The 16,442-nt window shown below is 37.5% G+C and carries 12 protein-coding genes; 10 read left to right on the top strand and 2 right to left on the bottom strand.

What is annotated here, in order from left to right; translation table 11 throughout:
- The 10 genes from lepB to BMZ04_RS02130 all read left to right on the top strand — a co-directional run bounded on the left by lepB (position 1) and on the right by BMZ04_RS02130 (position 14,612).
- Positions 1–552 carry a signal peptidase I gene (gene lepB / locus BMZ04_RS02170; RefSeq protein ID WP_093264610.1) on the top strand — a complete coding sequence of 184 codons (552 nt, stop codon included), beginning with the start codon at positions 1–3 and terminating at the stop codon, positions 550–552.
- 111 nt (positions 553–663) lie between these two features.
- The gene (gene addB / locus BMZ04_RS02165; RefSeq protein ID WP_093264606.1) at positions 664–4,158 is read left to right on the top strand and encodes a helicase-exonuclease AddAB subunit AddB; all 3,495 of its coding nucleotides are present in this window, start codon (positions 664–666) and stop codon (positions 4,156–4,158) included.
- Positions 4,145–7,852 carry a helicase-exonuclease AddAB subunit AddA gene (addA, locus tag BMZ04_RS02160; RefSeq protein WP_093264602.1) on the top strand — a complete coding sequence of 1,236 codons (3,708 nt, stop codon included), beginning with the start codon at positions 4,145–4,147 and terminating at the stop codon, positions 7,850–7,852. Before addB ends, addA begins: the two co-directional genes overlap by 14 nt.
- A gap of 12 nt (positions 7,853–7,864) precedes the next feature.
- Positions 7,865–9,061: a DUF418 domain-containing protein gene (locus tag BMZ04_RS02155; protein WP_093264597.1), complete on the top strand. Its 1,197-nt coding sequence runs from the start codon at positions 7,865–7,867 to the stop codon at positions 9,059–9,061.
- Between the two features lie 46 nt (positions 9,062–9,107).
- The gene (locus BMZ04_RS02150) at positions 9,108–10,004 is read left to right on the top strand and encodes a fumarylacetoacetate hydrolase family protein (RefSeq protein WP_093264593.1); all 897 of its coding nucleotides are present in this window, start codon (positions 9,108–9,110) and stop codon (positions 10,002–10,004) included.
- Between the two features lie 55 nt (positions 10,005–10,059).
- Positions 10,060–10,422 carry a YisL family protein gene (locus BMZ04_RS02145; RefSeq protein WP_093264588.1) on the top strand — a complete coding sequence of 121 codons (363 nt, stop codon included), beginning with the start codon at positions 10,060–10,062 and terminating at the stop codon, positions 10,420–10,422.
- A 7-nt stretch (positions 10,423–10,429) separates the two neighbouring features.
- Complete coding sequence (locus tag BMZ04_RS22175) at positions 10,430–10,585, top strand: hypothetical protein (RefSeq protein ID WP_177184283.1); 156 nt, start codon at positions 10,430–10,432, stop codon at positions 10,583–10,585.
- A gap of 1,063 nt (positions 10,586–11,648) precedes the next feature.
- Complete coding sequence (locus BMZ04_RS02140) at positions 11,649–13,082, top strand: alpha-amylase family glycosyl hydrolase (RefSeq protein WP_093264583.1); 1,434 nt, start codon at positions 11,649–11,651, stop codon at positions 13,080–13,082.
- 129 nt (positions 13,083–13,211) lie between these two features.
- Positions 13,212–13,703 (top strand): RNA polymerase sigma factor, encoded by a 492-nt coding sequence (locus tag BMZ04_RS02135; protein WP_093264577.1) that lies wholly within the window; start codon positions 13,212–13,214, stop codon positions 13,701–13,703.
- Entirely contained in the window at positions 13,704–14,612 is a 909-nt protein-coding gene (locus tag BMZ04_RS02130; RefSeq protein WP_093264573.1) for a sigma factor regulator N-terminal domain-containing protein, read from the top strand.
- Between the two features lie 113 nt (positions 14,613–14,725).
- Here the strand turns inward: BMZ04_RS02130 and BMZ04_RS02125 are convergent, their stop codons facing one another.
- Complete coding sequence (locus BMZ04_RS02125; RefSeq protein WP_093264569.1) at positions 14,726–15,577, bottom strand: DegV family protein; 852 nt, start codon at positions 15,575–15,577, stop codon at positions 14,726–14,728.
- 11 nt (positions 15,578–15,588) lie between these two features.
- Positions 15,589–16,410 (bottom strand): Cof-type HAD-IIB family hydrolase, encoded by an 822-nt coding sequence (locus BMZ04_RS02120; protein ID WP_093264564.1) that lies wholly within the window; start codon positions 16,408–16,410, stop codon positions 15,589–15,591.
- Positions 16,411–16,442: the final 32 nt, after the last annotated feature.

Genomic DNA, 16,442 nt, shown 5'->3' with positions numbered 1-16,442 from the left:
TTGAGTAAAACGAAAAAGGAAATAATAGAATGGCTTACGTCTTTGGTCATTGGAATTGTAGTCGTTCTCTTTGTTCGATCATTTTTAGCGACAAATTATGAAATCGTTGGAGAGTCAATGATGCCAACACTTCATGATCATAATCATGTCCTCATTAGCAAAGTATCTAAGATTAAACGAATGGATGTAATTATTTTTCATAGTGATGAAAAAGAGGATTATGTGAAACGAGTCATTGGCTTGCCTGGCGATACGATTACTTATGAAAATGATCAATTGTTTATTAACAATAATAAAGTGGATGAACCATTTTTGAGTTCGTATGAAGCCTATATAAATACTGAAACAAATTTCACAGGGGATTTTAATTTACTGGAGCTGACCGGTAGTAAAACCGTCCCGCCTGGAAAATTATTCGTTTTAGGGGATAACCGGATTTCCAGTTTAGATAGTCGTTACTTTCATTTTATTGATCAAAAAGAAGTCATTGGCGAGTTAAAACTAATTTATTGGCCAATTTCCGATTTTAAGGTGAATTTTCGTTCCGAATAATTTCCTTCCCTATTGGATGTTTTGTACAATAGAGTAAAGGGGTTATTCGGATTTTTTATAAAAATTGACAGCTTGTAAAAGCGCACTTAAAGGGAAAGGAGTTCGGTTACAGTGTCATTACGGATTATTAGTGGTCGTTCTGGAACAGGGAAGACTACATTTATGCAACATGAAATAGTACATACATTACAACAAAACCCACTTGGGGATCCGTTATTTTATATTGTGCCTGACCAAATGTCATTCTCCAGTGAATACGATCTCGCGGCAGGAGCTGGTCTAGATGGGTTAATACGTGCACAAGTGACGACATTTAAACGGTTAGCTTGGCGCGTATTACAAGAAACTGGTGGAATTGCGAAAGAAGAAATAAGTGGATTCGGATACCGAATGCTTATCCGGAGTTTACTAGAAGACAATAAAGAATCATTTACTCTATTTAATAGAGCCGCAACAAAACGAGGTTTTACCGATCAAATCGAAGTCCTTATGAAAGAATTCAGTCGTTATTGTTTAGACCATGCTACGATGGCAAACGCATTAAATCAATTAGAAGCAGTCCAAGCACCTAAAACACTACTCGATAAATCAGCGGATCTTATGCTAATGCTCGATCTGATGGAGCAAAAACTAGGGACAAGCTATATTGACGGAGAAGGGTACTTAACCTTGCTTGCCTTGAAAATAAAAGACTCGCATTTGCTTGAAAAAACAGAACTATACATCGATGGATTTACATCATTTACAACAAGAGAATTAGAAATCATACAAGCATTAATGAAACAAGTAAAGCGCATAACAATCGCTCTTCCGATGGAGACACTTGCCGATGCACAAGATGAACAGTCATTATTTTATCAACCTGCAAATACATGCCTTAGATTGATAGAAATGGCTCAAGCAGAACAAGTGGAAATAGAAGAATTTGTACACCAAGTAGAGCAAAAAAGATTTGTATCGAAAGAGCTTTTCCATATCGAAGCAAACTTTGACCAGCTACCACCGGCGGAGATAAAGACAGAAGGTAAGTTACGGATAACAGAAGCGGCGAATAAACGTGCAGAAATTCATGTGGTAGCAAGACAAATACGAGAAATGATGCAACAAAAAGAGATACGTTATAAAGAAATGGCGATATTGCATCGGGATGCGGAAAGCTATGAAGGACTAATTGAAACCATTTTCCCACAATATGAAATTCCAGTGTTTATTAGTCAAAAAAAATCAATGTTGCATCATCCGTTAATCGAGTTAAGTAGAACTGTATTAGAAATAATTCGAACTGGTTGGAAGTATGAACCAATGTTTCGAGCGATTAAAACCGATTTATTTTTCCCTTTGAATGCATCAAAAAGTAAGTGGAGAGAACGGGCCGATCGTTTAGAGAATTTTGTCCTGTCATTTGGTATTTACGGAGATAGATGGTTAGATAATCGACGATGGGTGTATAAAAAATATCGTGGGTTAGAATTTTACTCGAAAGTGCAAACAGACGAGGAGTTAAGTATCCAAGCAGATTTGCATGCAGCTCGCGATATAGTTGTTCAACCTTTGAAAATACTTGCTGACACGCTTGCACAAAGTAAAACAGGGTTAGATTTGGCTACTGCAATATTTACATTTATGGAGTCGCTACAAGTATACGAGAAACTGCAAGTTCTGAAAAAAGCCGAAGAAGAAAGTGGCCAATTGCTACTTGCTTCTGAACATGAACAAGCTTGGAATGAGTGGGTGAATGTACTTGATCAATTTGTCTTAATGTTTGGTGAGAAAGAAATGACTGTAGAGGATGCGGCGAAAATATTAGATGAAGGGTACGACCAGCTAGCATTTTCACGCATCCCACCAACGATTGATCAAATTACCGTTGCAAATGTCGATATTGCACGTTTAACAAATATAAAAGCTGTGTTTGTTATTGGAGTGAATGATGGTGTATTCCCAAAACGAATGGACCATGAAGGTTTACTGTCAGATACAGAGCGAGAATGGTTTACGCAAGTAGGATTCGAGTTAGCACCAACATCGAAAATGCGTTTACTGGATGAAAATTATTTAATATATAAAGCATTCGTCACCGCTTCCGATTATTTAGCGGTTTCCTATCCAATTGCAGATAGCGAGGGAAAAGCGCTACTACCATCGATGTATATTAAAAAACTTCAACAAATGGTAACGGATGTCCCGCTAGAACTAGCTGTAATGGATCCAACTGATCACGCGGATACTGCATTTGAGCTCCAATCGATTAGTCATGCAAGAACAACATTACCATATGTTGTGATGCAAATACGAAAAGCACTGGAAACGGGAGAATTACCAGAAGTATGGCAATCTGTTTACCATTATTATTTGGAAGATCCATATTGGTCTAACATTCTAAAACGTGTTATTAAACCATTAATTCATGGCAATAAAACAGAAAGACTTCCGCAAGAGATAACATCCGCTTTATATGGAGAAACGATGACTTCAAGTGTTTCCCGTATAGAACGATATTATAGCTGTCCTTTTGCCCATTATGCAGCATATGGATTGAAGCTGGAAGAACGAACGGAATATCGTCTGGAAGCACCGGCGATAGGGGATCTATTCCATGCTGCCCTGAAATGGATTGCAGATGAAACTGCAAGACTTGGCTTAACGTGGGCAGAGTTATCGAGAGAGCAATGCGCAGGACTTGCAAAACAGGCTGTCAATCAAATCGTGCCGGTATTTGTGCATCAACTACTATTAAGTACGAATCGTTACCGGTATATTCAGCGGAAATTAGAGCAAATTGTAGCATCTACGTTATACGCACTGAGTAAACATTCCAAAGTATCGACATTTGTGCCAATCGCAATTGAGGCCGGATTTGGTCCAGGAGAAGATTTACCTGCACTGGAAATACCGTTAAAGCAAGGGCGGAAAATGCAATTACGCGGTCGAATTGACCGAGTAGATGCGTCCAATGTAAATGGTAATCTATTTGTTCGGATTGTCGATTATAAATCTTCTCGTAAAGGCATTGATTTGAACGAAGTGTATTATGGGCTGTCGCTTCAAATGTTAACGTATTTAGACGTGGCGATTGAAAATGCGGATATTTGGCTACAGGAGAGCGCAGAGCCAGCAGGTGTATTATATGTGCATATGCATAATCCTTTTATTAAAACGCAAAAGGAAATGAATGATGCGGAATTACAAGAAGAGATTTATAAGTCGTATAAGATGAATGGATTACTACTAGATAATCCAGAAGTAGTCATGGAAATGGATGAACAAATTGAAGGGTTTTCCAAAATTATTCCGGTCCGTATGAACAAAGACGGAAACTTGTCGAAATCGGCCTCTAAAGTAGTAGAGCCTGAACAGATGAAACTTCTTCAATCATTTGTACGTAAAAGACATGAACAAGCTGGTAATGGGATGAATGCAGGAGATACTCGTGTTTATCCGTATCGTATAAAAGATAAGATGCCTTGTACTTATTGTGCATACCGAAGTGTTTGTCAATTTGACCCTCAAGACGCAAGCCAACCTGTACGAAATTTAAAAGTAGAGCAACCAGATATCGTTACTGAAAAAATTCGAAAGGAGATGAGTACGGATGAACATTCCTGATATGCCAGCGGAGTTAACATGGACACCTGCCCAGTGGAAAGCGATATGGGCAACCGGTGCAGACGTTCTCGTATCTGCTGCAGCGGGCTCCGGGAAAACGGCTGTACTTATCGACCGACTCATCCAAAAAGTAATCGCGAAAGAAAATCCGATTAACGTCGATGAGTTGTTAGTCGTAACATTTACGAATGCTTCTGCTGCGGAAATGCGCCACCGAATGGGAGAAGCACTTGAAAAAGCTATCGCGCTGGATCCAACGTCGACTCATTTGCGTAAGCAGTTAAGCCTTTTAAGTAAATCGCAAATATCAACACTCCATTCTTTTTGCTTAAATATTGTTAAACAATATTCGTATATGCTAACGATCGATCCTGGATTCCGCATTGCAAATGAAGCAGAAGCAGCACTTATACGGGACGATATTTTAGCGGAAGTGTTAGAAGAGGCATACCAAGTAGAAAACCCGGAAGCGATGTATAGATTATCCGACAGTTTTACATCGGACAGAGACGACCAATCGATTGAGACGATGATTGAAAAATTATATACATATGCACGAGTGCATCCAGAGCCAAAAAAATGGTTACTTGCCATACCTAAAGCATATACATTACCTGAAGATATAACGATAGATGAACTTACCTTTATCGAGCCTTTGAAACTTGCAATTATTCATCATTTAGAAGAAGCAATTGCCGTAGCGGAAGAAATTCGCAGTCTAGCGAATATGCCGAATGGGCCCGCTCCACTTGCGGAAACTGCATTGAAGGATCAAGAGATGATCATGGAAGCTATTCGCCTGATGAAAATGGGTACTTGGCAAGATGCATTTCATTATTTTAGTAGCATTTCGTGGGTGAAAGCAGCATCGATTAAAAAAGATTCCTGTGACGAAGCATTGAAAAAACAGGCTACAGCTAAACGAACTAAAGTAAAGAAAATCGTAAATGATTTAAAAGACAATTATTTCACTAGAACACCTGCACGTTTACTAGAGGAAATGCGACTGATGGCACCGCAATTACAAACATTAGTCGACCTTGCCATTACGTATGGAGAACGATATACAGCTGCTAAAAATGATAAAGGATTAGTCGATTTTTCCGATTTGGAGCATTATGCGTTAGAAATATTAACGGAACACGATGAAAATGGGCAACTCGTACCGTCCGAAATCGCAAAAGAATATCAGGCACGTTTTAAAGAAGTGTTGACGGATGAGTACCAAGATGTGAATTTACTACAAGAAACGATTTTGCAATTAGTGAAAAGCGGAGATGAACAAACTGGAAATATGTTCATGGTAGGCGATGTGAAACAATCCATTTATCGTTTCCGCCTAGCAGAACCGATGCTATTTCTAGGGAAGTATCTTGCTTTTAACGATATTCATTCAGGCTCCGGTGTGAAAATTGACCTAAATGCAAACTTCCGAAGTCGAAAAGAAGTACTGCACGCGACGAACTATATTTTCCAGCAAATTATGGGGGAAAAAGTAGGGGAAATAAATTATGATGATGACGCTTCTTTAAAACCACAAGCACCATACGATGAAGCAATTGCAGCAGTCGAGTTAGCACTTTTATATGAAGTGGAAGATGGCAGCATTGAACCATTAGAAGAAGATGACATGGTAAATGCTGAAGAAGAGTTAAAAAAATCACAAGCTGAAGCCCGTTATATAATTTCCAAAATAAAAGAAATGATCGAATCAGGAGCAACTGTATATGACCCTTGGAAAAAAACAAGTCGCCCTGTCGAATATAGCGACATCGTTATATTAATGCGTTCGATGACGTGGTCGCAAGAAGTGACGGACCAGTTTAAAGAAGCAGGTATCCCGTTATATGCGGAGCTTTCGAAAGGTTATTTTGAAGCGATTGAAGTACTCATCATGTTACATACACTTCGAACAATTGATAATCCGTACCAAGATGTATCGCTTGCATCGGTTCTTCGCTCTCCATTTGTTGGACTGACAGAATCCGAACTTGCTACGATTCGTCTTGCTGCACCGAAAGAATCTTTTTACGAAGCGCTGAAAGTATTTGTAGCTAATGGAGGTGCTGGCATTTCAGTAGAAACCGCAGAAAAGCTACAACGATTTTTACTGCAATTTGAAGACTGGCGGAACATGAGTAGAAGAGGATCGCTTGCAGATTTGATTTGGCGAATTTATTTGGATACGCATTATTACGAAATGGTTGGTTCTATGCCAAATGGCATGCAAAAGCAAGCGAATTTACGTATTTTACATGATCGTGCAGTGGAATATGAAAAAACTTCTTTCCGTGGGTTATTTCGCTTTTTACGTTTTATCGAGCGTATGCGAAGACGGGGAGATGACTTAGGAGCGGCACGTGCGATGAGTGAGAAAGAAAATGTCGTACGGCTCATGACGATACATGCTTCAAAGGGATTGGAATTTCCAGTTGTTTTTTTAGCGGGAATGGGCAGACCGTTTAACCAAATGGACTTTAATGAACCATATTTATTTGACCAATCATTTGGACTTGCGGTAAAAGCCATTGATCCAGAAAAGCGTATTTCGTATACATCGTTGCCGTTTTTATCGATGAAAGAGAAGAAACAAATGGAATTGAAAGCAGAAGAAATGCGCGTATTGTATGTAGCGATGACAAGGGCGAAAGAGTATTTATATCTCACAGCTTCTATTAAGGATTTGCAAAAGACGCTTGCTAATTGGGAAGATGCACAAGTTCTGTTGCCGGATGAAATGCTTCCAGAGTATATTCGAGCAAAAGCAAAAGGCTATTTAGACTGGATAGGACCCGCAATTGCAAGACACGCGGATTATGAGCAGCTTTCAGACGTAATCGAAGCAAATATTGTAAAAAGCGACTCGAAATGGCGTATAGTTGCAAAATGCGTAGATGAATTAAAACAGCCCGCAGAAACAGAAGTGAAAGAAAAGCATACAATCGACCAACTGATCAACGCGGAAAAAATAACTGCATTGCCACTAGTGAAAGCACGCTTTGATACAGCATATCCATTTGAACTTTCCACACAAAAGCGGTCAAAACAATCCGTTAGTGAAATGAAAAAAATACAGCAGCTCATGGCAAGAGAAGACGATGCTTATTTTGAGCCGACAACGACTTCGAACAGTCTAACCAAAGTTGCGAAGCGTCCATTCTTTTTACAACAAGAAGCTAAACTAACAGGAGCGGAAGTCGGAACAGCCGTCCATGCGTTTATGCAAAACGTCGATTTGAAGGAAGCAAAAACAACGGAACAAGTACTGGCATTTGCAAGTGAGCTTTATGATAGAGAAATCTTAACAAAAGCAGAACAAGCAGCGATTAATCCAGAGAAAATGGTACCCTTCTTCCATTCGAACATCGCAGAAAGATTACGTGCTGCAAAAGAAGTTATGCGAGAATTTCCATTTACGTATGCGATGGAAGATGATGAGGGCGATAAACAAATTATCCAAGGGGTCGTCGATTGTCTATTTTTAGAGGAAGACGGCCGCTTTGTTTTACTAGATTATAAAACGGATCGCGTACAACATTTAGTAAACAATGAAACATTATTACAACAAGAAATGAATAATCGTTATGCCATCCAATTATCTATTTATGCACAAGCGATTGAATCCATTATGCAAGTGGAGATTAAAGAAAAGATGCTTTACTTATTTGATATAAACAAAACGGTTTTAATATAGGAGGAAAATAGGTTGTTAATTCGTCCAGTGGGGGAGAAAGAAAGAGTTATTTCAATTGACGTAATGAGAGGATTTGCGCTTCTTGGCATTTTTGTCGTCAATATGCTGTTTTTTCATAGTCCATACATTTATATAAATCCATACACTTGGTTCCAAGTTCCAGGAGATTATGAAACGCATAAGTGGATTGACATTTTCGTGCAAGGTAGCGTATATCCGCTGTTTTCAATGCTTTTTGGTTATGGACTTTCGATGCAGTTTATGAAGTCCCAAGAAAAAGGGACATCTTTTAGCAAGTTAGCAGTTCGAAGATTGTCCATTTTACTACTGATCGGCTGTGTTCATGCATTCCTTATATGGTCAGGGGATATATTAATTACGTATGCAATAGCAGGATTCGTTTTAATATTAATGATTCGTTTAAAGCCAGTTTGGTTAGTATTAATAAGTGCGCTTTTATTTTTAATACCTAACGGGTTGTTAAATGGATTATTGTATTTCCTTGGAAAATTGGAGCCAGAAAGTTTAATTATTTATACTGCTATCCAAAAGATTGAGGCATCCATTCTTGCGTATTCGCTAGGTTCTTGGGGAGATATTTTCTCGCAACGACTAGATGACTGGATCTATATGAGCGGCTATGGATTAATAGTTCTGATGATTTTAGTAACCATTGTGCCGTTTTTAATGCTTGGAGCAGCAGCAGCAAAGCTAAAGTTAATCGAACGAGCACGAAGTTTGAAAGTCTTTTGGATCATCGCTATTATTTTGGGGCTTGGGGCTGGAACGGCTATTAAGTGGCTACCTTATCTTATAGAGCCAAATATGCTTACGATGTCGGTACAAGATACATTTGGAGGGCCACTTCAAGCAATCGCTTATGCAGGTATACTAGCGCTTGTTTGTACGATCCCGTTCATGCAAAAACTACTATCCCCTGTGGCTAAAGCTGGACGTATGTCTATGACCATCTATTTGATGCAGTCGATTATTGCGACTACTATTTTTTATTCGTATGGATTTGGCTTGTACGGTAAAGTCGATATTACTACAGGAACATGGATGGCAGTAGGAATTTATGTGCTACAGCTAGTATTTGCTGAGGCTTGGTTTATGAAATTTAAACAAGGGCCTGTGGAGGCACTGTGGAGAAAACTGACTTATGGAAACAAATTGTCGGAAAAAGATGAAAACAAAGTCAATTTGTAATAGACTAGGAGTAAGCTATTAAACTACTTGAAGGGGTGTCGAAACGATGAAACTATTATCATATCGATTAAATGATAAGATTTACTTCGGACCAAAAGTGAAAAAAGAAGAGGCTGTATGGGATGTATTAAGCATTCAAGAGACGCTCCAAGTGCTACCTGATTTTCCTACTACCATTATAGAAGGTGTCGGATTAGGAATGGATTTTATCGAACAAATCCGTAAACTCGTAGAAGCTGCCCAGAAAGATGAAAATGCAAATGATTTCAAAAAACAATTTACAGAAATCGAATGGTTATCTCCAATACCCCGTACACCAAAAAATATTATGGCTATTGGAAAAAACTACGCGGAACATGCAAAAGAAATGGGTGGAGTAGCGAATGATTTTGTCGTTTTTACGAAGTCACCAACTTCCATAGCAGCTAATGAACAAACACTTTCCATTCATGCAGATAAAACAGATGCTTATGACTATGAAGGGGAAATAGCGATTGTGATTAGTAAAAGGGGAAAAGACATTCCCTCTAAACTTGCATTTGATTACGTGTTCGGATACACGATTGCGAACGATTTAACTGCAAGAGATTTGCAAACAAAACATCAGCAATATTTCTTAGGTAAAAGTTTAGAAGGATCTTGTCCTATGGGACCATATGTTGTAACAAAGGATGAATTACCTAATCCACAAGAACTTTCTGTCGTAACAAAAGTAAACGATGAGATCCGCCAAGATGGCCAAACTTCAGACATGGTTTATTCCGTAGAACAAATAATCGCGGAAATTTCTAAATCCGTTACTTTAGAACCGGGAGATGTCATCCTTACTGGAACTCCTGCAGGTGTTGGAAAAGGATTTAATCCTCCTAAGTTTTTAAAATCAGGCGATATTGTGAAAGTTTCCATTGAAGGAATCGGTACTTTGGTCAACAAATTCGAGTAAAACATTTCATTTAATGGTAGAATAAAGATGATAATATACTCTCGAGGTGAAACAAATGGACTTTTTAGCATCAACACATTTACACATTACAACTTGGGTAATTGCAATCATCTTGTTTTTAGTAGCATTAGCAATTAAAAATCCAAAAGTGGTTCACATGATTTTACGCTTATTTTATATTTTAATCATTATTACTGGTATTGCGTTATTTATGAAAGGCATGGATTACGGTCAAGGCATGCTGTACGGATTGAAATTTATAGCAGGAATATTAGTCATTGGAATGATGGAAATGTCTTTAGTGAAAAAGAAAAAAGGAAAACCATTTACAACTTTTGTCGTGTTATTTTTCATCTTCCTTTTCATTACTCTTTTCCTAGGATTCAAATTACCAATGGGCATCAACTTTTTAGCGTAAGCAAACGATGGGAATATCGTTATTAATTTTTGTCGTTGTATTGATGATTATTTTTATTGTTACTTCCTTCATGATGTCCCGTATACAAGCGGACGAAGAGGAATCATTGGACAAAGAAGCATTACATCATCATATTCTCCATAACACAAAACCACCAAAATGATTGGTGGTTTTTGTTATTATTTAGGGAATTATGAGATTAATGTTTTGTTAATAACTTACCTCCAACAATATAAGGTAAGCCACTTTTTTATTTTAAGCGCAGTAAAGGGATAAAGCGCACTAAAAAGCTTGATGAAGCATCCGCTGATTTTCGCTACAGGCGGACGCTTTCCGCGGGGTGAGCGATGAGCCTTCACCGCCGCTTCGCGTACGATGTGAAGTCTCATCTGTCTCACTTGATCCCGCAGGAGTCGCCGCCTTCCGCTTCAATCAAGGAAATTGCTTACTTATCAGTAACGACTCACTAAAACCAAACATTAAATAACTTTTCAAATGTGTGAATCTAGAAAAGGGATTAGGGCAACGAGACGGTCATTAAAAGCAATCAATTATTTGGAAAGTAACTGACTCCGCACGAGAGCATGTGTAAGAATCCAGTAAATGGCTAAGTGCAATCAATCAATCAGTTAAAGCAACTAGTTCTATTCGGAGAGCAACTAAATATCTGTTGAAAGCACGAATTACTTACTTGGAGTGAGACGACGATGGATATAAGATGTTACTCCAATAATGCTTGTATGAAACGAACTTTATTCTAGTAAAGCTTCACTTATTTGTAGACAGCATTTTCTAATTAGGTTCAAAAAATATTGCGAATTGGATCTGATAAATTTAAATCTCTGATAACTGAGGACGCCAGATAAGCAAGAAATTATTATTGATTGAAGCGGAAGGGCGGCGACTCCAGCGGGAATAGCATGAGCGGAAGACCCCGCAGGAGCGAAGCGACGAGGAGGCTGAAGCCATGCCCGCGGAAAGCGTCCGCCCTGTAGCGGAAATCCTAGCGGAAACTTAATCGTGCTTTTTATTAAGCATTATTTCTATATTGCGCAAACTATCCTAAGAAGGGGTAATTTTTGGTATGTCACAGTTTGGACGAATTATCGGCTATTTTTAGGGCTTTCGTGGCGAAACGATAGCGATAACGAAAGAGCTTTGATAAAATAACTGTGATATGTTTTTATAAACAAATATGCTCTTTCCTAGATAGAGGAGGATTTACCTTGAAATTTTACAAATGGCTAATGACTGGATTAGTGTTGAGTGGACTGTGGATCACATCGACACAACCAACAAATGCCGAATCAGGCGCTGATATTCATAATGAAAGTATTTACGATTTATATGTAGATCGTTATTTCAATAAAGTGATTACCAATGACTATAATGTAAATGCAAAAGACCCTAATGCATTTGCTGGCGGCGACTTTTTAGGGATATTAGAAAAAATGGACCATATTAAAGATATGGGATTTACAACGATCTCCATTGGTCCTGTATTCGCAACAGAAACCTATGATGGAAAACGAGTATTAGATTTTAATACACTTGAAAAACACTTCGGTACACCGGAAGAAATTCAACAACTGATAAATGAAGCGCATAAAAATAATTTAAAGATTATGATAGAATTTCCGCTAAACAATTATAGCGTAAATCATGTGTGGAATGCAGAGAAAGACTGGGTCCTAAGCACGGAAAATGATGTATTAACATTAGATCTGGAAAATGCAGAAGTGCAAGAAGCACTCATTAATACATTGGTCCAATTTGCGAATACATATCAGATTGATGGTGTAAAACTGTCTGCATTAAATGGAGCAGAGACATCATTCCTCAACAATATGATTGCAAGTGTAAAAGAAGTGCGCGAACCAATGTATGTAATTGCACTAGAAGAATCGGATGCGAATTTTGATGTCGAGTATTCTGATGATTTACAGGTGAATTTTAGAGAAGCATTCAAAAATACTGATTTACCTACAGAAGGTATTGTGTCAACCGACTATAATGATTTACTACTATTCGATCATTTACTTACGGAGAGATTTACTTACTATAGTGCGTTGGAGAATATGTTTCCACCAACTCGCATAAAAACAGCACTTGGCGCAATGCTTACAATGCCAGGAGTACCATATATGACATATGGTACAGAAATTGCCATGAATGGACAAATTGAGCAAGAAAGTCACCAAGTCATGAATTTCCGCGTAGATGAAGAGTTAATCGAGTATATTAAAGACATTAACTCCATTCGCAATAAATCTGAAACAATGCGCACTGGAAAAATAGAACTATTAGAAAATGAAAATGGTTATATAGTTTTTAAACGTTATTCAGAGGACGAACAATTTATTGTCGTTATTAATAACACGAGCGAAACGAAGCGAATTGATTTATCAAGTGATGTAGTTGGAGAAAACAAAGAGCTACGGGGCCTATTCGAATCGGATATTGTACGAGCAGATGATAACGGAATGTATCGATTAGTACTTGATCGGGAAATTGTAGAAGTCTATCAAATAGCCGATCGTCAAGGGTTAAATAAGTCGTATATTTTTGCCATGGCATTATCCTATATATTATTCCTTGCCTTTTTAGTAATCGTTTGGAAAAAAGGAAAGCAACGAAGAAACGAACAAAATAATAAATAGCAAGAAATGTAATAACCTCCTACCTGTTATATTGGTAGGAGGTTATTGTTGTTTAAAATTATTTCACTCTTCTTTAGTGTATACATTATATATCACTTAATCGTTGTATAAGTATAGGGAGGACAAATGATGAAAAAAGAAAATATACTAGCCTCCTATCTTATCAATCTAGGGGAGGAAGTCTTCAATCTATTACTAGCGAAAGGAGCAAAAAAAGAAGATGCGGAAGATATAATTCAAAACACTTTCTACAAAGTATACACACTGTTGGATGATCTTACAGAGAGCAATATACGTCCATGGTTTTTTAGAGTGGCACTCAATGAATATATTGACTTCAAAAGAAAAAAGGAACAGCAGAATATCTTTTTAACCGAGGAGATTTATTCGAAGCTACAACATACAGACCGCCAATTTGATGCCATTTTAAATAAAGATGAGATTTTCTATTTATTAGAAGACATTAAAAAAGAGTACAAAGAAATTTTCTTTTTAAAGTATTACTATGATTTTTCATATGAAGAAATTGCAACTATTTTGGACATAAAAGTAAACAGTGTAAAGCAAAAATTATATCGTGCACGTCAATTTATTCATACAAAAATAGGAGGAAAACAATAAATGGACAATTCGTTAAAAGGTGCTTTAAAAAAAGCTAAACGAAAACAATTATTAATAGTAGTCATTACTTCAATTATCGTTGTACTTATTTTATTACCGATCCTTTATAAAACGGGCAATTACTTTGCAGCTAAAAGTTCTACAAAACTTCACGAACAGCTCTTTTTACATAATGAAATTGCCGCACCTAATATTCAAATCGATTCTCAAGTTACGAGTAATTCTTCCATGTTCGGTGGCAACATTGTGACGAATCGTTCCAAAAATATTAATGGATATCTAGTTCAATGGAGCACACAAACAAGTTCGTACGATTGGCTTCGCATCAAAATTGATCACAACGAGTTAATACCAGGATTTTATTGGTCGGATACGGAGTTCTATGAGTATGATAAACAAACTAAGAATAAAGTTGCGACATTTTATCATCCATCTATTCAAGGGTACTTTGATGTTCAAAATGAACTAGGGGAAATTTCACAAATAGAAAATCACGTTGCTGAAGTTGCGATTTCTTTTGATCAGCCTTATACATTACAAGAAATTCAAGCAAAAATTCCCGATAATTTAAACATCGTATGGTTGTATATGACATCACCAATTGGCGATGAAAGTAAAGGGCCCGCGGGTATACCGGTTTATGGATTTAATCCACATGATTCACCGAAAGAGGCATACGCAAGCTTTATTGAAGCACTCGAAAAATATGATACAGATGGTGGTAACGAAACTATTCAGGAGTTTTTAAAGTTAAATAAACGTAAACAGTTTGATAAAGTAAAAATATTAGGGGTAATGCTGACAGGTCAAACCCAAAATTTTAAAGCCCTAGAAAACCAAAAATTTATTCGTGGTGCATCTGTAGGGGCTACTGAACAAATCGTCCCTTATATTAAACCGGAGAAATAATAAGGAACACCAGAAGTGCATTTGATTAACATTATTAAATGTATGAAAAATGAAACTGCTGCCTAAGTCCATTTGCTTTGGACACAGGCAGCAGTTTTTATACAATCAATCTCTTAATTTAATTTATTTAAAAAGAATAAGGCCAATGTTCCGGGTCCTGTATGCGCAGCAATCGTAGACCCAATCAGATAAATCTCGATACTTTTGGGATTAAATTTTTCTTCAATCATTTGTTTTAAAGCAAGTGCTGTTTCTTCATCATCTCCGTGACTAATCGCAACTATTTGTTCATCTAAACGTTCACCGCGTTCTTCCATCACTTCAATCATACGCTTGATTACTTTTTTACGACCACGTATTTTTTCAATTGGGACTAGCTTACCATCTTCCACATGAAGGAGGGGCTTTATATTTAATAATCCCCCGATAAAAGCACTTGCTTTGGATACTCTACCACCTTGAGCTAAATAATCTAAATCTTCAACCGTGAAAAGATGTTCCATATGCTCGGCTTGAAATCTAATTTTTTCTTCGATTATTTTTAAATCAAGACCTTGTTCTTTTAAACGGACTGCCTCTTTTACTAGCAATCCATAACCAAGTGAGGCACATTTGGAATCAATTATCGTTAACTTTAAATCGGGATACGTTTCCATCACCTGTTCACGCATCATAACCGCGGTACTATACGTACCGGAAAGTGCAGAAGAAAAGGCAATATACAAACCTTCTTCTTCTGATTTCGCTAATTCCTCAAACACGCGCAAAAAGTTCTCTGGTGAGGCTTGCGATGTTTTCGGATGTGCGCCTTTTCGAATTTCTTCGTACACTTGTTTTGAATCTATTCCAATGATATCCTCGTATTCTTGCTCACCTATGTGAACTCGTAGTGGGAACAATTCCACATGATGTTCTGAATAAAAAGATTTAGGTAAGTCGCAAGCACTGTCTGCAAATAATTTCATCTTTTATCCCCCTAAAAAGCTTTTTGCTTTAATTTTAATCTCTCTATTAAGAAGTCAGCAATCCCATCTTCGTTGTTTGTTTTTGTTATTTCATTGGCTATATTTTGCAATGGTTTGATCGCATTTCCCATCGCAACTCCAACTCCAGCATACTCAATCATTTCCAAATCATTGTCTTCATCACCAAAGGCAATAATTCGTTCTTGCGGTATGTTCAAATAAGAAGAGACATGAGATAAGCCAACAGCTTTGTTTAACCCGTGGCGAACAATTTCAATTACATCCCACGGTGCACCCCATCTACGGTGATCAATTACTTCCGCGTGGACATCGCGTAAATGTTTTCGAACTAAATCGACCGAATCTTCCTCTGCATGAATAAGTAAACTCGTAGGATCTTTTTGTAAGAAAGTACGTAAATCGCCGGTCGTAATGTTAGGATTGCCTAATGCAAACGCAGACATCATTTGTTCATCATGATAGTGTAAGTAAACGTCATCTAGCACTTCTGCAAGCATGTTTTTAATGGAGTAGCTTTCTACAGCCTCAACTACTTCTTTTACGACATTCAATTCAATTGGTTTATGTACAGTTTGCCATGACTTATTCATAGGGTGGTGTACAAATGCTCCATTAAAGTTGACGATTGGTGTAGTTAAACCAAGCTCTTTATAATACATTTCACTGGATCTATATGGTCTTCCAGTTGCAATCATTACTTCATGGCCTTCTTCTTTCGCTTGAAGAAGTGTGTTTTTTGTTTTGTTCGAAATAACCTTTTCATCTGTCAATAAAGTTCCATCTAGATCTAATACGATTAAATGACGTTGCAATTGAAAAACTCCCTTCTATTCTTATATAAAGT

The sequence above is a fragment of the Psychrobacillus sp. OK032 genome (assembly GCF_900111345.1).
GTDB lineage: Bacteria > Bacillota > Bacilli > Bacillales_A > Planococcaceae > Psychrobacillus.
This window is presented reverse-complemented; position numbering and strand designations above follow the sequence as displayed.

Excerpts from the sequence above, each read along its gene's own strand:
- BMZ04_RS02135 (WP_093264577.1), top strand. The coding sequence starts at position 13,212 with ATGAAAAAAGAAAATATACTAGCCTCCTATCTTATCAATCTAGGGGAG.
- BMZ04_RS02150 (WP_093264593.1), top strand. The coding sequence starts at position 9,108 with ATGAAACTATTATCATATCGATTAAATGATAAGATTTACTTCGGACCA.
- BMZ04_RS22175 (WP_177184283.1), top strand. The coding sequence starts at position 10,430 with ATGGGAATATCGTTATTAATTTTTGTCGTTGTATTGATGATTATTTTT.
- BMZ04_RS02125 (WP_093264569.1), bottom strand. The coding sequence starts at position 15,577 with ATGAAATTATTTGCAGACAGTGCTTGCGACTTACCTAAATCTTTTTAT.
- BMZ04_RS02145 (WP_093264588.1), top strand. The coding sequence starts at position 10,060 with ATGGACTTTTTAGCATCAACACATTTACACATTACAACTTGGGTAATT.
- addA (WP_093264602.1), top strand. The coding sequence starts at position 4,145 with ATGAACATTCCTGATATGCCAGCGGAGTTAACATGGACACCTGCCCAG.
- BMZ04_RS02130 (WP_093264573.1), top strand. The coding sequence starts at position 13,704 with ATGGACAATTCGTTAAAAGGTGCTTTAAAAAAAGCTAAACGAAAACAA.